The following is an 18188-nucleotide window of genomic DNA, read 5'->3' on the forward strand; positions in this document are numbered from 1 at the left end:
TCGGATCGGCACCAAAAGAGGGCGTATGCTGATCAGCCTGCTTTGCTGGGTCAGGCTTTGATGAAGTGCTGGCGGTAGTGCTGCAACTCGGCGATGGATTCGCGAATATCGTCCAGCGCCAGGTGGGTGCTGCCCTTTTTGAAGCTGTCGCGCACCTCCGGTGCCCAGCGTGCGGCCAACTCTTTCAGCGTCGAAACATCCAGGTTGCGGTAATGGAAGTAGCTTTCCAGGGATTTCATGTGGGTATAAAGGAAGCGTCGGTCCTGGCAGATGCTGTTGCCGCAGATCGGCGACTTGCCCTTGGGCACCCACTGCTCCAGAAACGCGATCGTCTGGGCTTCGGCTTCGGCCATGCTGATGCGGCTGTCGCGCACGCGCTGGGTCAGCCCGGAACCGCCGTGTTGACGGGTGTTCCACTCGTCCATGCCGGCCAGGATCTCGTCGCTGTGGTGAATCGCGATCACCGGGCCTTCGGCCAGGGTATTGAGATTGCTGTCGGTGACAATGGTCGCCATCTCGATGATGACGTCGGTGTCCGGGTTCAGACCGGTCATTTCCAGATCGATCCAGATCAGATTCTGTGGGTTTTGCATGTGTCGGCTCCTAAGCAGTGTTGCGCAGTTTAGCCTAGGCAACCCCGTGGGCGTGCTAAACTCGCGGCCGTTTTACCTAATCGCTGCATTATCAACACGGAACACCCATGGCCAAACGCCAACTCAATCGTCGTCAAAACTGGCGCATCGAAAAGATTCAAGGCGAGCGCGCCGCCCGCGCCGCCAAACGCGAATCCAGCGCCGTGCAAGCGCTGGAAGGTGGCGACCTCGGTCCCGAGCAGACCGGCTTGGTCATCGCCCACTTTGGCGTCCAGGTCGAGGTCGAGGCTTTCGAAGGCGAACTGGCCGGCCAGGTGTTCCGCTGCCACTTGCGCGCCAACCTGCCTGCGCTGGTGACCGGCGACAAGGTCGTCTGGCGTGCCGGCAACCAGGGCATCGGGGTGATCGTCGCGCAACTGCCGCGCAACACCGAGCTGTGCCGTCCGGACAGCCGTGGCCAGCTCAAGCCGGTCGCGGCCAACGTCGACATGATCGTCATCGTCTTCGCCCCGCTCCCCGAGCCCCACGCCAACCTGATCGACCGCTACCTGGTAGCCGCCGAACACGCTGGCATCCGCCCGTTGTTGCTGCTCAACAAGTTCGACCTGATCGACGAGCACAACGCCCCGGCGCTCAACGCCCTGCTGGCGGTGTATCGCACCCTCGGCTACCCGGTGCTGGAAGTCTCGGCGCATCACGGTAACGGCATGGAAACCCTGCAACAGCAGCTGGACGGACGCATCAGCGTGTTTGTCGGCCAGTCCGGCGTCGGCAAGTCGTCGCTGGTCAACAGCCTGCTACCGGAAGTCGAAACCCGCGTCGGGCCGCTGTCCGAGCTGTCTGGCCAAGGCACGCATACCACCACCACCGCGCGGTTGTTCCACTTCCCAGGTGGCGGTGAGCTGATCGACTCCCCGGGCATTCGTGAGTTCGGCCTGGGCCACGTCAGCCGCGCCGACGTCGAAGCCGGCTTCATCGAGTTCAACGACCTGATCGGCACCTGCCGCTTCCGCGACTGCAAGCACGACCGCGAGCCTGGCTGCGCCCTGCTCAAGGCCCTGGAAGATGGCCGCGTGCAGCAGCAACGGATGAACAGCTACCGCTCGATCATCGCCAGCCTGCCCGAAACCAGCTACTAAACAGACGCACTCGCCGCTCCAACGCTGATGGAGCGGCGGGCCGTTCGTACTGCCCGACAAATCCCCTCACCTTTTAAACATCAGAAATTTCTGTAGGGCCCGCGCACGCCTGCTTGTAGGGCACTTCTCTTTCTCTTTGCCGGCCTTGCGACCCCCATTCAAGTGCATACATTCACTCTCTCTCGCATTCAGGCGATACCGAGGGAAACCCATGCAAACCTATCATCTGTTCATCAGCCACTCGTGGAACTACGCCGACAAACACGATCGGCTGGTGGAGTTGCTGACCGCACACCCGACCTTTTCCTTCAAGAACTTCTCGGTGCCGCCGCAAAATCCGATCGTCGGCGCCTTGAACGACATGCAACTGGAACTGGCCATCGAAAACAAGATCCGCCCCTGCTCTGCGGTGTTGATCATGGCGGGCGTGTATTCGACGTACAGCAAGTGGATCAACAAGGAAATCGAGATTGCCAAACGTCTTGGCAAGGTGATCATCGCGATCAGGCCTTTCGCCGCCGAGCGCATGTCGACGGTCGTGCGTGACGCGGCGCACGCCGAATGTGCGTGGAACACCGACAGCATCGTCAACGCGATCCGCCAGCACACGGCGGTATAACCATGCGCAAGGGATTGTTCATCGGCATCAACCACTACAACCACGTCACACCACTGAGCGGCTGCAACAACGACGCCATGGCCATGGCATCCTTGCTGGAGCGCCATGCTAGCGGCCGCCCCAACTTCAGCAACAAGATCATGACCTCCGCCGAAGAAATCCTGACCGGCCGGCTGTTGAAGCAGAGCATTCAAGAGTTGTTCTCCGGGGATTGTGATGTCGCCCTGTTGTACTTCGCCGGCCACGGACAATTTGACACGAGCATTGATGAGGGATTGCTGATCCCCCAGGATTTCGAACGCAGCGATGACGGCATCCGCATCAGCGACATCCTCCTCTGGGCCAGCAATGCCACCCAGATCAAAAACAAAATCATCATTCTCGATTGCTGCGAAGCCGGCGCGGCCGCCGATGTCCGCGGTTTAAGGGGTGGAAGCAGCATGATCGGTGAGGGCTTGACCATCCTCACCGCGTGCAAGAAAGAGCAGCCCGCCATGGAAAGGGCTGGCCACGGCGTTTTTACCGGCCTGTTACTGCAGGCATTACATGGCGGTGCGGCCAACGTACTGGGCAAAGTCACACCCGGCAGCGTCTACTCGTTTGTCGACAACGCGCTGGGCGCGTGGGAGCAGCGTCCAGTCTTCAAGACCAACGTGTCGCAATTCGTCGCCTTGCGCGAAGTCGCGCCGCTGATCGCCGAGGACACACTGCGAAAACTGCCCCATTGGTTCCCCGAGGCCAGTTTTGTCTTCCCTCTGGACCCCAGCTTCGAACCCACGGAAACGGCCTACAGCCCCGAGAACGGCGACATCTTTGCCCAACTGCAAAAGTGCAATCGCCACAGCCTGATCGAGCCCGTTGACGCCGAGCACATGTACTACGCCGCCATCCACTCCACCGGTTGCCGGCTCACCGCCCTCGGCGCCTATTACCGCGAACTCGCGATCAAGGGACACTTCTGATGCCCGTCTTTATCAGCTACCGCCACACCGACCGCCCCATAGCCATGACCATCAACGAACGGTTGAGCCAGGCTGGGATAAAAACCTATCTGGATGTACTGGATCCCGAATCGCAAACCACCGACGACATCACCGGGGTAATTACCCGCAACATTACCGAGTGCAGCCATTTGCTGGCAGTGGTGTCGGACAAAACCGCGCACTCCTGGTGGGTACCCTTCGAAATTGGCGAAGCGACCATCAGTGATCGGCGAATTTGCTCATTCAAGACCGGCGCCGGCGAACTGCCAGAGTACCTCGACAAGTGGCCAAAACTGTCGAGGATTGCCGACCTCGATTTCTTTATCGACGCCTACCGCGACGAGCAGACACACAGACGCGCAATGACGCTGGACTCGATCGTCAGCAACGAGTCGCTACGCGCGAACAACCGGACTAATGCAGATCGCTTCCATACCGAACTCAAGGCCAGGGTACGCCGCGGCTTTTAAAGCGAACGGCGAGCATAAAAAAGCCGACATCGCTGTCGGCTTTTTTATGGGTCACTGCTTGGGCGGCTCTGCCGGCTTGGGCAGCGGATCATCAAACAGATTCAAGCGCTCGCGCAGCTCATGGGCCGGCAGCGGTTGCTGGTCTGCGGGCAAGGCGTGCGGGTCGACCGGCACCGCCGGTACTTCGCCCGGGGCGCCCTGGCCCTGGGTGGGTACCGGTGCCGGTTCGGCGCCCTGCTCGCCTTCGATGGCACGCTGGGCTTTCTTGGTCAGGACCACAATGTCGATCCGGCGGTTGATCGGGTTGAACGGGTTCTTGCGGTCGAACATCGCCGACGACGCGTAGCCCACCACCCGCGCCACCTGGGTCTCCGGATAGCTGCCCGCCACCAGCGCCCGCCGGGCGGCGTTGGCACGGTTGGACGACAGCTCCCAGTTGCCGAATTCACCGCTGCCGGTATAAGGCTTGGCATCGGTGTGGCCGCTGATGCTGATCTTGTTGGGCACCGCCTTGATGGTGTCCGCCATGGCCAGCAGGATGTCTTCGAAGTACGGCTTCAGGCGTGCACTGCCGGAGTCGAACATTGGCCGGTTTTCCGAATCGATGATCTGGATGCGCAAGCCGTCCGGGGTGATCTCGAACAGGATCTGGTCCTTGAATTTCTGCAGTTGCGGGTTTTCTTCGACCTTGTTCTGCAGTTCCTGCAGCAGCAGCTCGAGGCGCTCCTGCTCGACCTGTTCGGCCATGCCTTCGGCCTGCTCGGTATCGACCGTCACCTTGTCCGGCTGTGGCTGGAATTTGGCCTCGGGGTTGAGGGTCTTGTCCGGCGCCAGCTCCGGCGAACCGCCAAGGTCGATGACGTACGGCGTACCGCTCTCGGTGAAGCCGATCGGGTCCTTGAAATAGCCGGCGATGGCGATCTTCTGCTCCGGCGTGGCGGTGGACAGCAGCCACAGCACCAGGAAAAACGCCATCATCGCCGTCGCGAAGTCAGCGAACGCGATTTTCCAGGCGCCCCCGTGATGCCCGGCCGCGATGCGCTTGACGCGCTTGATGATTATCGGCTGATTGTTTTCCATGACTCAGCGACCGCGAACTGCTTGTTCCAGCTCGGCGAAGCTAGGACGGTGCGCCGGGTACAGCACCTTGCGCCCGAATTCCACCGCCAGCGACGGCGGCATGCCGGAAGCCGAGGCCACCAGCGAGGCCTTGATGGCTTCGTAGACGTTCAGCTCTTCCTTGGCGTCGTGGGCCAGGGAATGGGCCAGCGGACCGAAAAAACCGTAGGCGGCGAGAATACCGAAGAAGGTCCCCACCAGTGCCGCACCGACGTGCAGGCCGATAGACTTCTGGTCGCCCTCGCCGAGCGAGGCCATGGTGACCACGATCCCCAGTACCGCCGCGACGATACCAAAACCGGGCATCGCATCGGCAATGCCGTTGACGGCATGGGAGGGGTGTTCCAGGTCTTCCTTGAGGCTGTACAGCTCCATGTCGAACAGGCCTTCGAGCTCATGGGGCGCCATGTTGCCGGAGGACATGATGCGCAAGTAGTCGCAGATGAACGCGGTCATGCGCTCATCCTTGAGCACCGTCGGGTACTTGGCAAAAATCGGGCTGGCGGCGGCGTCCTCGATATCCCCTTCAATCGCCATCATGCCTTCGCGGCGGCTCTTGTTGAGGATCTCGTAGATCAGGCCCAGCACCTCCAGGTAGAAAGCATGGGTGAAGCGTGTGCTGAACATGCTCAGGGACTTCTTGAGCACGTGCATGGTCATGTAGCTGGGGTTGGCCTGGAGGAATGCACCCAGGGCTGCGCCGCCGATAATCAGCACCTCGAAGGGCTGGATCAGGGCGGCAATCTTGCCATGGGAAAGCACGTATCCGCCGAGCACGCTCGCGAATACGACGATGATGCCGATAATTTTAGCCATAGGTAGAAGGTACTTACTTAAGTCGGGTTCAAGGTCATATTCGGAAGTTAAACAATCTCTTCTTCTACTTATCGGCAAAACTGCGCCAGACTATAGCCAGTTATGGCGAAAAGCCAATTTGCCCCGCCCCGGGCGTGTTTGAAGTCAACGATGATCGCGTCCGACCATGGTTAATGAAACGAACGTCCCAACGGCAATCCCCTCTACCCTGCAGGACTGGGTCCAGCGCCTCGACGCGGTGGTCTTGCCTGTCCCGCAGGCCAGCCATGACCGCGTGAGCAAAGCCATCAACAGCAGTCGCAGCTCCCTGCGCGATATCGCCGACTTGATGCAAGGCAGCCCGGCCCTGGCCCTGAGCGTGATCCGCGAAGCCAATCGTCACGCCCGCGGCAGCCTCAGCGAACCCTGTGAAAACCTGGAAGTAGCGCTCAATCGCCTGGGCCTCAAACGCACCGCCGAACTCCTGGCGCGCCTGCCCGCCATGCCCGAGCGCGATATCCCGCCGGCACTGCGCAAGCTGCAACTGATCAGCCAGCACGCCTCGCAACAGGCCAACGGTTTTTTTGCCAGCCGCCTGGCGCGCCTGTGGCAGGACATCCACTGGGGCAGCCTGTTGTTCCTGGCCCCTCTGTGGCCGCTGGCCCTGAGTCATCCGCAGTTGCTCCAGGAATGGGAACGCCGGGTGATCCACCAGGGCGAATCAGCGCGCAAAGTCGAAAAACAGCTGTTCGGGGTGCGCCTGCTGGAACTCTGCCAGGTGCTGGTAGAGCTGTGGCACCTGCCCTTCTGGGTCGCCCAGGGCTATCGCCTGCTGCTCACCGAACAACGCGAACTGGTGCAAGTGCTGCACATTGCCCGCGACGCCGACCATCCCCTGCGCCAGCAAAACCGCCTGGATGACGACCCGACCCTGCGCCGCTGGCTCAACCAGCCCGCCAACAGCGTGCTGCTGGCCAACGGCCTGGCCTTGTCGGCCCAACAGTCCTGGGTCGGCCTGCACACCCTGCGCTGGCAGTACCTGACCAGCCTTTACCTGCAGATGCCGATGGATGAGGTGCAACAGCAACAACACCAACAGGCCGTGCAAAGCGCGCGCAACCACGGGCAGCCCGACCTCTGGCACCCGGCCGAGGCGCTGCTGTGGCCCTGGGGAGAAGGCCAGGGCCGCGGCGAACAGACTCCCACTGCCCCCTCGGCCGAAGACCTGCAGCGCTGGCGCAAGCACTGCGCCCAACTGCTGGCCGAGCCGAGCCCGTTCAGCAACGCCCTGCACCTGACCACCTGCGCCCGGGACGCCCTGGCCGCCTGTGGCATGCGCCGGGTCATGCTGCTGATGGCCGACCGCACTCAGAGCAACCTGCGTGTCCACCAGACCTGGGGCTTGCCCAAGGACAGCGCCACCCTGCAACTGGCGGTTGGCCAGAGCAGCGTGCTGCAGCGCTTGCTCGCGCAACCGGCGCAATTGCGCCTGACCCCCGCCAACCATGCCCAGTTTTGCGCCCACCTGCCGCAGAGCCTGCGCGCGCTGTTCGACGGCGAGCACCTGCTACTGCGCTCTCTGGTCAACAAGGGCAAGGTGGTCATGTTGCTCGTCGCCGACCAGGGTGGCGGCGCGTTTGCGGACATCAGCGTCCAGGCCTTCGGCAAAACCGCGCAGTGCATCGAAAAGGCTCTCAATAGCTATAGCGCGCGCTGACCCCTCGCCCATCCGTTTTTCCGTCGGCGGATTTGCCAATCTGGCGAAGTGATACTAATCCTTACTCACCAGCGATCATTCTGCGCAGCCCCCCGAGCAACGGCGGGGGGCGTGATACGTCAACAGTCCCTCTCCAAGGACAGGAATTATGTCTGGAAGTCTTTCTTGGGCACGACTGGGCCGTCGTGGATATGGCGTTTTCTGGGTGATCGGCGGCCAGGCAGCGCAGAGCCTGACCAGCTTCCTCACAGGCCTGGTGCTGGGTCGCTGCGTCTCGCAAGAAGCCCTGGGCGCCTATGCCCTGGGCTTGAGCTTCTGCTTCCTGATCATCTCTTTGGGCGACACGCTGATCGCCACGCCCTACACCTATCTGCGCGCCAGCGGCGAAGGGGAGCCACACGCCCTGTTCAGCAGCGCCTTGTGGGGCAGCGCCGCGCTCGGCCTGGTGGTGGCGTTGGTCCTGACCCTGCTGCACCAGTTCGGCGCAGGCTTGCCCAGCGAGCTCTGGCCCGCCCTGCCCCTGGCCGTGATGGGCCTGGTGATGCGCGAGTTTCTGCGCCGGCATTTCTACGTGATCAACCGCTCCAGACAAGCACTGGTCCTCGACCTGACCAGTGCCGTGGGCCAGTTGGCCGCCCTCGGGGTACTGGCCTGGGCCGGATGGCTCAGTGCCGAAGCCGTGTTCTTTGCCATCGCCGGGGTGTGTGCCCTGTCCTTTGCGCTGAGCCTGCCTCAGGCCCAGGCGTCATTCTTCTGGCCACCCCTCAGGCAACTGGCGACCCAATGGCGAGCCTTCCTGGCCTACGGCGGCTGGCTGGTGGCCGGTGGGCTGTGCCATGTGGCCAGCGTGCAGCTGTATCCGTGGCTGGCGCTGCTGGGGGGCGGCCAGGCGATGGCCGGTCTCTACGCCGCCTGTATCGCGGTCACCAACCTGATCAATCCGTTGCTGATCGCCCTGACCAATCACTTCCGCCCACGCTTCATTGCGCACTATCAAGAGGCAGGCCGGGCACATTTGCTCCCTTATATGCTGCTGCGGGCGCTGCCATTCCTGCTCCCGGCCCTGGGGTTCGTGCTGCTGGCATGGCTGGCGGGCGAGCCGTTACTGGGCTTGCTGTACGGCCCCGATTTCAGCAAGGGCGGCCCGGCGCTGGTGTACCTGGCCTTCGGCCTGTTGGCCGTAGCGGCCGCCGCACCGATACAACTCGGGCTCCTGGCCTTGCGGGCGCCGGTGAGCAACCTGTTCTACCACGGCACCAACCTGACCGTGCTGGTGGTCATGGCCCTGATCTGGCACGACCGGCTGTCGCTAGAACTGCTGGCCCAATTCTATTGTGGCGCAAATGTTGCTGGCCTTTTGATGCTAGCGACTATGTTTCTGGTAATGGCAAAAAAAACTAATCGCTGCACTGGAGAAATACAGGCGAGTGACTAAAGTGACACTTCTGCCTAATGGCTATTAAGTATCAAAACGCCACAATTTCGCTGTTATCGCTGGAACTATCTGTAACAAGAAACACTTATGGGCCCTTGATCTGCGCAGTAGGGGCCGGCGAATGGATTGGACGTTTTATCAGACTCAGGTTTTTGGCCAAGGAGTTAACGTCATGCGCAAGATAGTAGTAACTGGCGGTGCCGGCTTTGCAGGCTCACATATTGTCGACGAAGTTTGCCGGCATTTCTCTGACGCCAAAGTTGTGGTCTTCGACAAGATGACTTACGCCGGTGATGTCCGAAATATTTCCCATCACTTGTTTCCCAACCGCGTCCAGTTGCTGGTCGGCGATGTTGCCGACCTGGATATGTGCCGCCGGGTGGTCAAGGACGCGGACTTGGTAATCCACGCCGCAGCCGAGAGCCATGTGGATAACTCGTTCGGCAACTCCCTGGAGTTCACCCGCACCAATGTGCTGGGCACCCATGCGCTGATGGAAGCCTGCCGCCAGGAGAAGGTCAGGAAGATCGTCCATGTCAGCACCGACGAGGTCTACGGCCAGGTCATGGAAGGCGCGGCCAGTGAAAACGAGGTCTTGCGCCCCACCAACCCCTACTCATCCTCCAAGGCCGCGGCCGAGATGATCCTGCAGGGTTACCTGCAGTCCTACCACGAACCCATCGTGATCATCCGGGCCAACAACCTCTATGGCATCCGCCAGTTCCCGGAAAAAATCATCCCGCGCTTTATCTGCCACATGCTGACCGGACGCAAACTGACCCTGCATGGCAATGGCACCAATCGACGGCACTACCTCAGTGCGCAGGACTTCGCCGAAGCAGTGGTATTCGTCGCTGAAAAAGGTGAAGTCGGCGAGGTCTACAACATCGGCACGACCGAGGAATATACCAACCTGCAAGTGGCCGAACTTATCAGCAAGGCCTTCGACAAACCCTCGCGCGAAGTCATTACCTATATCCCCGACCGGCCGTTCAACGACGGGCGTTACTCCGTGTCCTGGGACAAACTCATGCACATGGGTTGGAAGCCCAAAAACAACCTGAGCGACGATATCGGCATGTTAGTGGACTGGTACCGCGACAACTTCGCACGCTACCCGGAGTTGTTTGGCGAGTTGCCCGCGAGCGCTGCGGTCGAGGTCGAAGTCGCGGGCTTGCTGCCGGTGCAGGAAGTCTCCAACGGGCTCGCCAAAGGCCTTAGTTCCTGACTCAGCGTTGTTGTCACTTGCGCAGTTGAGGCGAGGATATTCCATGTCAGTTAGCGAAACGCTCCCGGGCGCAGCCCCGGACGCACAGGTGCAGGCTAGTCGCGCGAAAAAAAGGGCACGCCGTTTTGATGCCCCGGCCTTGGCTGGCCTGGAAATCCTCCTGACTCGGCTGGGCCGGGTGCTGGGAGGATTGCTCGCGATCGTACTGCTCAACGTGCATTACTGGTGGGTCATGGATCACGGGTGGGCCGATGCCGGGACGGTCGGCTTTGTGGTGGTCTGTGCCTCGGCGGTGATGCCCGTGCGGGTCTACAAAGGCTTTGCGCGCCAGGATCGCAGAGCCCTGCGCTGGGTCAGCTCGGTGCTCAACGGCGCACTGGTGACACTGCTGGTGCTGGTCTTCATGAAGATCGGCCAGATGCCAATGCTGGCTCCCGAGTACTACCTCGCGCTGTTCATCATGCTGGTGCTTTTTGCGCAAATGGCCGGTCTGTACGTGTCGCGCTATACCCGCTCCTGGGACCGCAAACTGCGCCTGGTCATCGTCGGTGCGGGCGAGCAAGGCGTGGCGATCGCGCGCTACCTGACCGCACGGGAACCGGAAATCGTCGTGATCGGTTTCATCGACGACCGCAGCTCGCGCATTGATACCTCCACCCTGCCGTTCCCCCTGCTCGCCGGCGGGACCGCGCAGTTGGACCAACTGCCACCGGACATCGACGGGGTGATCATCGCCCTGCCCAACCAGGCAGGCGACCGGGTCAGCTCGCTGGCCACCCGCCTGCGCGGGCAGATGGGCAACGTCTACCTCGCCCCCGAGGAGCCGGTGCTGGGCCATCCCTTCCTCAGCCGCCCGCACAGCGGACCCGGCAACATGTTGCTGCTGGGCATGAACCCCTTGCCCATCGAGGGACGGCTGCTCAAGCGGGTGTTCGACATCAGCTTCTCGGCGGTCGTGCTGTTGCTGTTCCTGCCCATTGGCCTGGTGCTGGCCGCCCTGATCCGCCTGGAGTCGCCTGGCCCGGCGCTGTTCACCCAAGGTCGTTATGGCCTGCGCAACCGGCTGTTCCAGATCTACAAGTTTCGCAGCATGCGCTTCGACCCCACGCCCGGCGAAATCCGCCTGAACCAGCGCCAGGATGCCCGCGTGACCCGGATCGGCAACTTCATCCGGCGCACCAGCCTCGATGAGTTCCCGCAGTTCATCAACGTGCTGCTGGGCGATATGTCGGTCATCGGCCCGCGCCCTCACCCGCCGGGCGTCAAGGCCGGCGACCGGACCTACGAAAACGTGGTGGTGGATTTTGTCGAGCGCTACAAGGTGCGCCCCGGTATTACCGGCTGGGCGCAGGTCAACGGCTCACGGGGCAATACCTTCACCGAAGAGTCGCTGACCGAGCGCTTCATCTATGACGTGCAGTACATCCAGAACTGGTCGCCAGAGTTGGACCTGTGGATCGTGATCAAGACCATCTTTGGTGGGTTGGGAGGCAAGAATGCATTTTGAGACCATGCCCGTCGCCTCCCCAAACGAGGTCGCCGATCTTGGGCTGCGCAGCAGCATCATCGTGCTGACCCTCAATGCCCAGGAACACCTCAAGGCCCTGCTGCCAGCCCTGGCGGCCCTGAAACAGGCACCTCGGGAGGTGGTGTTCATCGACTCCGCGTCCAACGACCTGACACCGCAGATGATCGAGGCCGCCGGGCACCGCCTGGTGACCATCCAGCGCAGTGAGTTCGGCCACGGCAAGACCCGCAACCTGGCGCTGCAGTTGTGCGCGGGCAGCGAGTTCCTGGTGTACCTCACTCAAGATGCCTGCCCCCAGGGCGATGATTGGCTGCAACGCTTGCTCAAACCCTTCACCGACCCACAGGTGGCCTTGGTCTATGGCCAGCAGTTACCGCGCCGGGAGGCCACCGACACCGAACGTTTCGCCCGCGAGTTCAATTACCCCGATCGGCATGAGCGCACGACCCAGGCTGACATCGCGCGTATCGGGATCAAGGCGGTGTTCTGCTCCAACTCCTTTGCCGCCTATCGTCGCGACGCACTGGAGGCCGTTGGCGGTTTCCCCACACAGCTGCCCCTGGGCGAAGACATGGCCGCGGCCATACGCCTGCTCGGCAAAGGGTATGCCCGGGTCTACGAACCCGCGGCCCGGGCCGTGCACAGCCACGACTACAGCATCAGTCAGGAATTCAAGCGCTACTTCGACATCGGCACCCTGATTGCCATGGACAGCGAACTGAGCAAGGCGCGCCTGTCGACGTCCGGCGAAGGCCTGCGCTTCGTCAAGGTCGAGATCCAGGCCGCACTCAAGCGTGGCCAGCCCCTGGCCGTTTTTTCCATCCTGCTGCGCACCGCCGGCAAGTACCTGGGCTACTGGCTCGGTGAGCGCTACCACCTGGTGCCACTGGCCTGGCGGCGGCGCATGAGCATGCATTCACTGTTCTGGAACCAGCCATGAGCATCGTCGTCGTCGGGGATACCAGCCTGATCGCCCAGGCCCTGCGCCAGGGCGGGCAGACCGCTGGCTGGCGTTTTATCGGCCACCGCGAAGCCCTCGCCGGCAGTGCCTGGCTCGACGGTGTCAGCCAGGTGCTGAACCTGGCGTACAACCCCGCCCTGCGCAACGGCTACGAGCACGCCCTGGACTTCGAGCTGGCGCTGGCCCGGCGCATTGAGCCGCTGGCGCAGGTGCGCTACATCATGGCCAGTTCGCGCCTGGTGTACGGCCCCGCGCTCAACGACCAGGCCTTGCACGAATCCCAGGAGCCTCAGCCGGTGGCGACCTACGGGATCGGCAAATTGATCACCGAACGGGCGATGACGCAGATGCTCGGCGAGCGCCTGACCATCGTGCGCATGAGCAATATCTTCGGCTACGAGCTTGAGCACACCCGGCGCAATTTCTTCGCCATCGCCTTGCGCAGCCTGCTGGGCGAGCAGCGCATCGTGCTGGACATGAGCCCCTTCGTCGAACGCGACTTCCTTCCGGTGGAGATCCTGGCCAGTTGGCTGGCGCGGATTGCCGAGAACCCGCAGCCCGGCATCTTCAACCTTGGCTCAGGCATAGGCACACCCACCGGACGCATTGCCCAGTGGCTGCTCGAAGGTTTTGGCCGCGGTGAGTTGCTGGTGACCAATCTGCGCGAATTCGACGCCTTCCGCCTGGATATGGGCGCCGCCCGTTCCACCTATGGCATCCCGGGCCTGACCAGCAACGCGCTCAGGCAGCATTGCCTGGCCCTCGGCGCCCGTCTGCATGAAGAGAGTCGATTGCTCCAGGGGTATGCGTGATGAAGTCGCTCACGGTTTCCATCGTCAATTACCGCACGCCGCAGTTGGTGGTCGAGTGCGTGGCCTCGCTCAAGCGATTCCCGCCCAGCCGGGCGACGCTGGCCATTGCCGTGGTCGATAACGCCTCGGGTGATGACAGCGTGTCGGTGATCGCCCGGCAGTGCCCGGACATCCAATTGATTGCCTCGCCGGACAACCTGGGTTTTGGCGGCGGCAACAACCTGATCCTGCGCGGCTTGCGCAGCGACTACGTGCTGCTGCTCAACAGTGATGCCCAGGTGGAGGCCGGCACCCTCGACCGGCTGATCGAAGTCCTGGAGCAGCAACCGAAGGTGGGCGCGGTCAGTGGCCGGGTGGTCAATGCCAGCGATGGCGCCGACCAGGATTTCCCCTGCCGCTTCCCCAGCCTGACCCAGATGGTCAAGCGCATGCTGACCGGCCCGCAGTTCCCGGCCGACGGCCAGTCGGCCCCCGTCAGCCTTGAGCGCCTGCATGGTGCCTGCATGCTGATCCGCGGCGAGCTGCTGCAAAGCGTCGGGCTGTTTGACGAAGGCTTCTTCATGTACGACGAAGACGTCGACTGGTGCGTACGGGCCCGCAACGCCGGCTGGGAGCTGCTGCTGGTGCCCGACGCGCGGATTCTGCACCACGGCGGCAGCTCCTCCGGACGCGCCCCCGCGGGCCAACGCCGCCAGGCACCGAGTGAAACCGCGCTGCGCATGCGCTATGAACTGCGCCGCAGCCGCTATCGGCTGTACCGCAAGCACCGCAGCCTGGCCGAAGTGCTGCTGCTCAAACTGTTGACCGACCTGGTGATGCTGGCCGCCAGTGCCAAGACACTGTTGGCCGCCGTCCTGCAGCCGGCGCGGCGCGAGGAAGCCCGAGCGTTGCTGCGGGCCAATGCCCGGGTGATGTCGATCAACCCCCTGCGCATCGAGGTAGCAGACCATGGCGTTTGAGCCCTCACCCTACGAGCCCCTCGATGACCGGACTCAGCGCCGGGGCGTGGTGCTGGCCGGGGTCCTGGGGCTGGTGGTGGCGTTCACCACGGTCTACATGCCCCTGGCGGGCATGGCCTTGTCGCTGGCCTTCGGCGGCGTCCTGCTGCTGGCCCGCCGGCCGCAATGGTTGTTCCTGGGTTTTGTGATCAGCCTGGCTATCCCGATCCAGAAAACCGTCGGTGGTATTCCACTGAACGCCGCCGATGCGATTGTCGTGCTCTGGGCGCTGCTCTGGCTGTTCATGCTGCAACGTCCCCAGGCGCCGCACCTGGGACGAATGCGCGTACCGTTCCTGATCCTCGCCATCACGCCCTTCCTGATCGCGGTGTTCCTCGCACAACTGGGCTCCATCGCCCCCGGCGCCAGCATCAAGCAGTCATTGCGGGTCGTCGAATGGTTCGTACTGTTGCCGGTGCTGTTGATGGTATTCCGCCCGGATCAAGGCTTCTGGCGCTTCGCCGCGATCACCCTGATCTGCACGCCAGCCTTCTTTGCCATCGATGGCCTGGTGGAATATGCCACCCATGGCCACACCCTCACGGGCATGCTCGGCATCCCGGTGCCTGGCCCCAGCGGTGATGAACCGGCGATTCACCACACCTTCGATGTCTCCGGTCGGGCGGGCAGTTCCTTTGGCGGGGCGCAGGGCCTGGCCATGTACCTGGTGATGCTGCTCAGCATTTCCCTGGCCCATCTGCTGAATTCACGCAACGGTGGCCTCAGGGTCCTGGCGGGCCTGGGGATCGTCATCAGCATCGCCGGGATGATCGCCGCCCAATCCCGAGGCGGGCTGCTCGGGGGGCTGGCGTGCCTGTTGGCGATCTGCCTGATGCTGCGCCCGCAGTTGTGGAAACTCCTGGTGCTGGGGCTGATCGCGGTGGCCGTGATCGCGCCCATTGGCCTGGGCCTGTGGCCCAGCTGGGATGGCACCCTCAGTGGCCTGGTGCCGGGTCGCCCGGATGCGGTGATTGACCGCCTGACCATCTGGGGCGTGGTGCGTGACGTGTGGTTCGACAACCCGTTGATCGGGGTCGGGCTGGGCAATTTCCGCGATGAATTCTACGCCCGCGGCGTGACCCTCAACGTCGAACTCGGCTACCAGTCGACGCATGCCCACAACACTTACCTGGAACTGCTCGCCGACACCGGCGCCCTGGGGCTGCTCAGCTACCTGGCCTTCATTGTCATGGTCTTTCGGCAGTTGATCCGGCGCTGGCGCCGCAGCGTTGGCGACCCTGGCGACACCTTCACCCTGGCGGCGGTGGGCACCCTGACCGCGTACTGCGTGTTTGCCATGGTCGACATGCTGCTGTTGCAAAACATGCACTTCACCCTGGTGCTGCTGCTGAGCCTGGGGCTGACCGACAGTACCGCCCGCGCCCTGGGGCTGACCGGCGTCAAGACTCAAGAGGATGCTGGATGAAGATCATGCTGCTGGTCGAGGAACTGGGCATCGGTGGCCTGCCCAACTATGTGCTGGACCTGGCCCGGGCACTGAACGCCCAGGGCGACCGCACCCTGGTGGCGCACCAGGGGCAACAGGTTCCGGCGCACCTGGATTGCACCGGGGTGCAATTGCTCGGCCTGGGGGATGCCGATTCGCCCGGCCAGGCCCTGGAACGCATCCTGGCCTGGGAGCCGGATCTGGTGCACGTGCACCTATGCAGCGACAGCGACCTGCTGGCGGCACTGACCGACAGCGGCCTGGCGCTGATGCGCTCGTTCCATGACTACACCTCGATGTGCCTGCGCCGCGGTCGTCGGCGCTTTCCGGGGGATCGTTGCCAGCGTCCGCTGGGCTGGTCCTGCGCCTTGAATGGTTGCCTGATCGGCCCGCCCAAAGCCGGTGGGCGCGTACCGCGCTTGATGGACCTGGCGGGCAAACTCAACGAACGCGGGATGTACCAGCGCTTTCGCGGGGCCGTGGTCGGCAGCCAGCACATGGGCCGGGTGCTGCGGATCAATGGTTTCAGCGAACAGCGGATCCATGTGGTGCCTTACTTCAGCCGGTTCGACCAACAGGCCCAGCAGCCCCAGGCCACCGGCAAGCCTGCGCTGCAAGGACGCCCCCTGCAGTTGCTGTTTGCCGGCCAGGCCGTCAAGGGCAAGGGCCTGGAGGTGCTGGTCAAGGCGCTGGCCGAGATCCAGGGTGACTGGCGCCTCGTCGCCGTCAGCAGCGGTCCGCGCCTGGCTTCGGCACGCGGGCTGGCGGAGAAACTGCAACTGACCTCGCGCATTACTTTCATCGACTGGCTGGCCCCCGAGGAACTGGCCGGGCACTACCGTGGCGCCGACCTGTTCGTCCTGCCTTCGGTGTGGGACGACCCCGGTCCCTTGGTGGGGATTGAAGCGATGGCCTTCGAGACGCCGGTGCTGGCATTCGCGGTCGGTGGCATTGCCGACTACGTGCGCGATGGCCAGACCGGCCTGCTGGTTACCGACGTCAGCGTCAAGGGCCTGGCCGCCGGCCTGCAGCGCGCCCTGGATGAACCCGAGCGCCTGGCGGTGCTGGGCCGCACAGCTCGTGAGTGGGTCAAGGCCCACCACAGCCGCGACGGTCACATCCGCGCCTTGCGCACGTTGTATGAGCAGTGCACCCACAACTTACAGGCCCATCCGCCCCTGGGACTGATCTGCGGGAGTGTGAATGTATGACCGTATTGCGCCAGTTTGCCGGGTTCTACAGCAAGGCGATTGCCCCTTGGGCCGTGGCCAAGGGTGAGCTGCTCAGCGTCCAGCGCCTGCGCGGTTTGGCGGTGCTGATGGTGTTGGTGGTGCACGTCGAAGACATCGGCCGCAAGCTGCCGGTGATGGCCGACTTTCACAGCACCTACGCCATGCGCGTGGGGTATTCGGCCCCCGACCTGTTCTTTGTGATCAGCGGTTTCATCATGACCTACGTCTCGGCAGGCGGCACGTTCCAGCCCAAGCGCTGGGTGCTGAGCCGGGTCTTTCGGATCGTGCCCCTGTACGTGCTGTTTACCGGGCTGGTGGTGCTGATGTGGCTGTACAGCCCGAGCATGACCATGGGCTCGGGCAGCCACGACTGGGCCAGCGCGCTGAAGTCGATGCTGATGCTGCCGCAAGCCGGCCTGCCGATCCTGTTCGTGGGCTGGACGCTGGAACATGAGATCGTGTTCTACACCATTGTCTTCCTGGTCATGCGCTTCAGCACGCTCAACGCCTTGCCATGGGTGATGGTGACCCTCTCGGTGCTGGCCCTGGCCAAGTGGGCGCTGCGGGTCTACGGCGGGATCGACTTCTGGGACTACCACCTGTTTTCGCTGTTCATCATCCAATTCACCATCGGGGTCGGCGTCTTCAAGATCTATGAGCGGGCCCGGGCCTGGGGCTTCTGGCCACCCTTCGTGGCGGGCTGTGTCCTGCTGCTGCTGGCGTCGATCTTCGCCGATTCCGGGCAACTCAACCGCGAACAACCGGTCCGGGTCCTGAGCTTTGGCCTGGCCTATGGCGCCTTCATGCTGGCCGGGCTGACCCTGGAATGGCAAAGCCGCACCAACGGCCATGTGCCCACGCGCCGGGACTGGATGGTGCAGATCGGCGATGCCTCCTACGCCATCTACCTGACACACCCGTTCGTGCTCGCCAGTTTCGGTCGGTTGTTCAAGGTGGTCAGCGTGACCCCCTTCGGCGCGGTCGGGGTGGTGATCCTGGCGGGCCTGACTACGATTGGGGTGGGGTATGCCGTGCATGTGTTGCTGGAAAAACCGGTCATCGAGATTGGCAAACGAATCACCCGAGCCATTGCATAAGCGACTAAGGAAGAA

General features: G+C 63.0%; 17 protein-coding genes. 14 read left to right on the forward strand and 3 right to left on the reverse strand.

The genetic code is table 11. The annotated features are described in order from the left end of the window. Positions 1–50: 50 nt before the first annotated feature. The gene (orn, locus tag H7995_RS01075) at positions 51–593 is read right to left on the reverse strand and encodes an oligoribonuclease (RefSeq protein ID WP_166589825.1); all 543 of its coding nucleotides are present in this window, start codon (positions 591–593) and stop codon (positions 51–53) included. A gap of 107 nt (positions 594–700) precedes the next feature. On the opposite strand from orn, the gene rsgA reads away from it, so the two are divergent. The 4 genes from rsgA to H7995_RS01095 all read left to right on the forward strand — a co-directional run bounded on the left by rsgA (position 701) and on the right by H7995_RS01095 (position 3804). Beyond that, positions 701–1732, forward strand: coding sequence for a small ribosomal subunit biogenesis GTPase RsgA (rsgA, locus tag H7995_RS01080; protein ID WP_166589824.1), 1032 nt, complete (start codon positions 701–703; stop codon positions 1730–1732). A gap of 211 nt (positions 1733–1943) precedes the next feature. Further along, a complete protein-coding gene (locus tag H7995_RS01085) occupies positions 1944–2351 on the forward strand; it encodes a TIR domain-containing protein (RefSeq protein ID WP_166589823.1) in 408 nt (135 codons plus the stop codon). A gap of 2 nt (positions 2352–2353) precedes the next feature. Continuing rightward, positions 2354–3313, forward strand: a complete 960-nt coding sequence (locus H7995_RS01090; RefSeq protein ID WP_166589822.1) for a caspase family protein — start codon at positions 2354–2356, stop codon at positions 3311–3313. Then, positions 3313–3804 carry a toll/interleukin-1 receptor domain-containing protein gene (locus tag H7995_RS01095; RefSeq protein ID WP_166589821.1) on the forward strand — a complete coding sequence of 164 codons (492 nt, stop codon included), beginning with the start codon at positions 3313–3315 and terminating at the stop codon, positions 3802–3804. Before H7995_RS01090 ends, H7995_RS01095 begins: the two co-directional genes overlap by 1 nt. 51 nt (positions 3805–3855) lie before the next feature. Here H7995_RS01095 and motB read toward each other — a convergent pair whose 3' ends face one another. Both motB and motA read right to left on the reverse strand, forming a co-directional pair. Beyond that, the gene (gene motB / locus H7995_RS01100; RefSeq protein WP_166589820.1) at positions 3856–4884 is read right to left on the reverse strand and encodes a flagellar motor protein MotB; all 1029 of its coding nucleotides are present in this window, start codon (positions 4882–4884) and stop codon (positions 3856–3858) included. Positions 4885–4887: 3 nt separating this feature from the next. After that, entirely contained in the window at positions 4888–5739 is an 852-nt protein-coding gene (motA, locus tag H7995_RS01105) for a flagellar motor stator protein MotA (protein ID WP_166589819.1), read from the reverse strand. Positions 5740–5905: 166 nt separating this feature from the next. Here motA and H7995_RS01110 point away from each other — a divergent pair, with 166 nt between their 5' ends. The 10 genes from H7995_RS01110 to H7995_RS01155 all read left to right on the forward strand — a co-directional run bounded on the left by H7995_RS01110 (position 5906) and on the right by H7995_RS01155 (position 18173). After that, positions 5906–7435 carry an HDOD domain-containing protein gene (locus H7995_RS01110; protein WP_185817834.1) on the forward strand — a complete coding sequence of 510 codons (1530 nt, stop codon included), beginning with the start codon at positions 5906–5908 and terminating at the stop codon, positions 7433–7435. Positions 7436–7583: 148 nt separating this feature from the next. Continuing rightward, positions 7584–8870: a lipopolysaccharide biosynthesis protein gene (locus tag H7995_RS01115; RefSeq protein ID WP_182343263.1), complete on the forward strand. Its 1287-nt coding sequence runs from the start codon at positions 7584–7586 to the stop codon at positions 8868–8870. A gap of 172 nt (positions 8871–9042) precedes the next feature. Then, the gene (locus H7995_RS01120) at positions 9043–10098 is read left to right on the forward strand and encodes a GDP-mannose 4,6-dehydratase (RefSeq protein WP_166589816.1); all 1056 of its coding nucleotides are present in this window, start codon (positions 9043–9045) and stop codon (positions 10096–10098) included. A gap of 43 nt (positions 10099–10141) precedes the next feature. Next, positions 10142–11605, forward strand: coding sequence for an exopolysaccharide biosynthesis polyprenyl glycosylphosphotransferase (locus H7995_RS01125; RefSeq protein WP_185817835.1), 1464 nt, complete (start codon positions 10142–10144; stop codon positions 11603–11605). Beyond that, on the forward strand, positions 11595–12566 hold the full coding sequence (locus tag H7995_RS01130; protein WP_185817836.1) for a glycosyltransferase family 2 protein: 972 nt from the start codon (positions 11595–11597) through the stop codon (positions 12564–12566). The genes H7995_RS01125 and H7995_RS01130 overlap by 11 nt, the downstream gene beginning before the upstream one ends. Next, positions 12563–13399, forward strand: coding sequence for an NAD-dependent epimerase/dehydratase family protein (locus tag H7995_RS01135; protein ID WP_182343260.1), 837 nt, complete (start codon positions 12563–12565; stop codon positions 13397–13399). Before H7995_RS01130 ends, H7995_RS01135 begins: the two co-directional genes overlap by 4 nt. Beyond that, positions 13399–14358, forward strand: a complete 960-nt coding sequence (locus H7995_RS01140) for a glycosyltransferase family 2 protein (RefSeq protein ID WP_182343259.1) — start codon at positions 13399–13401, stop codon at positions 14356–14358. Before H7995_RS01135 ends, H7995_RS01140 begins: the two co-directional genes overlap by 1 nt. Then, positions 14348–15823 (forward strand): O-antigen ligase family protein, encoded by a 1476-nt coding sequence (locus H7995_RS01145; protein ID WP_166589811.1) that lies wholly within the window; start codon positions 14348–14350, stop codon positions 15821–15823. Before H7995_RS01140 ends, H7995_RS01145 begins: the two co-directional genes overlap by 11 nt. After that, positions 15820–17055, forward strand: a complete 1236-nt coding sequence (locus H7995_RS01150; protein WP_166589810.1) for a glycosyltransferase family 4 protein — start codon at positions 15820–15822, stop codon at positions 17053–17055. The genes H7995_RS01145 and H7995_RS01150 overlap by 4 nt, the downstream gene beginning before the upstream one ends. Beyond that, positions 17052–18173: an acyltransferase family protein gene (locus H7995_RS01155; RefSeq protein WP_185817837.1), complete on the forward strand. Its 1122-nt coding sequence runs from the start codon at positions 17052–17054 to the stop codon at positions 18171–18173. Before H7995_RS01150 ends, H7995_RS01155 begins: the two co-directional genes overlap by 4 nt. Positions 18174–18188 lie beyond the last annotated feature (15 nt).

This window comes from Pseudomonas kielensis (genome assembly GCF_014236655.1).
GTDB classification, from domain to species: domain Bacteria; phylum Pseudomonadota; class Gammaproteobacteria; order Pseudomonadales; family Pseudomonadaceae; genus Aquipseudomonas; species Aquipseudomonas kielensis.

What these genes read in the sequence shown, in the direction of transcription:
- H7995_RS01090 (WP_166589822.1), top strand. Translation starts at nt 2,354, where the DNA reads ATGCGCAAGGGATTGTTCATCGGCATCAACCACTACAACCACGTCACA.
- H7995_RS01130 (WP_185817836.1), top strand. Translation starts at nt 11,595, where the DNA reads ATGCATTTTGAGACCATGCCCGTCGCCTCCCCAAACGAGGTCGCCGAT.
- H7995_RS01145 (WP_166589811.1), top strand. Translation starts at nt 14,348, where the DNA reads ATGGCGTTTGAGCCCTCACCCTACGAGCCCCTCGATGACCGGACTCAG.
- rsgA (WP_166589824.1), top strand. Translation starts at nt 701, where the DNA reads ATGGCCAAACGCCAACTCAATCGTCGTCAAAACTGGCGCATCGAAAAG.
- H7995_RS01110 (WP_185817834.1), top strand. Translation starts at nt 5,906, where the DNA reads ATGGTTAATGAAACGAACGTCCCAACGGCAATCCCCTCTACCCTGCAG.
- H7995_RS01125 (WP_185817835.1), top strand. Translation starts at nt 10,142, where the DNA reads ATGTCAGTTAGCGAAACGCTCCCGGGCGCAGCCCCGGACGCACAGGTG.
- motB (WP_166589820.1), bottom strand. Translation starts at nt 4,884, where the DNA reads ATGGAAAACAATCAGCCGATAATCATCAAGCGCGTCAAGCGCATCGCG.
- H7995_RS01115 (WP_182343263.1), top strand. Translation starts at nt 7,584, where the DNA reads ATGTCTGGAAGTCTTTCTTGGGCACGACTGGGCCGTCGTGGATATGGC.
- H7995_RS01140 (WP_182343259.1), top strand. Translation starts at nt 13,399, where the DNA reads ATGAAGTCGCTCACGGTTTCCATCGTCAATTACCGCACGCCGCAGTTG.
- H7995_RS01155 (WP_185817837.1), top strand. Translation starts at nt 17,052, where the DNA reads ATGACCGTATTGCGCCAGTTTGCCGGGTTCTACAGCAAGGCGATTGCC.
- orn (WP_166589825.1), bottom strand. Translation starts at nt 593, where the DNA reads ATGCAAAACCCACAGAATCTGATCTGGATCGATCTGGAAATGACCGGT.
- motA (WP_166589819.1), bottom strand. Translation starts at nt 5,739, where the DNA reads ATGGCTAAAATTATCGGCATCATCGTCGTATTCGCGAGCGTGCTCGGC.
- H7995_RS01095 (WP_166589821.1), top strand. Translation starts at nt 3,313, where the DNA reads ATGCCCGTCTTTATCAGCTACCGCCACACCGACCGCCCCATAGCCATG.
- H7995_RS01135 (WP_182343260.1), top strand. Translation starts at nt 12,563, where the DNA reads ATGAGCATCGTCGTCGTCGGGGATACCAGCCTGATCGCCCAGGCCCTG.
- H7995_RS01085 (WP_166589823.1), top strand. Translation starts at nt 1,944, where the DNA reads ATGCAAACCTATCATCTGTTCATCAGCCACTCGTGGAACTACGCCGAC.
- H7995_RS01120 (WP_166589816.1), top strand. Translation starts at nt 9,043, where the DNA reads ATGCGCAAGATAGTAGTAACTGGCGGTGCCGGCTTTGCAGGCTCACAT.
- H7995_RS01150 (WP_166589810.1), top strand. Translation starts at nt 15,820, where the DNA reads ATGAAGATCATGCTGCTGGTCGAGGAACTGGGCATCGGTGGCCTGCCC.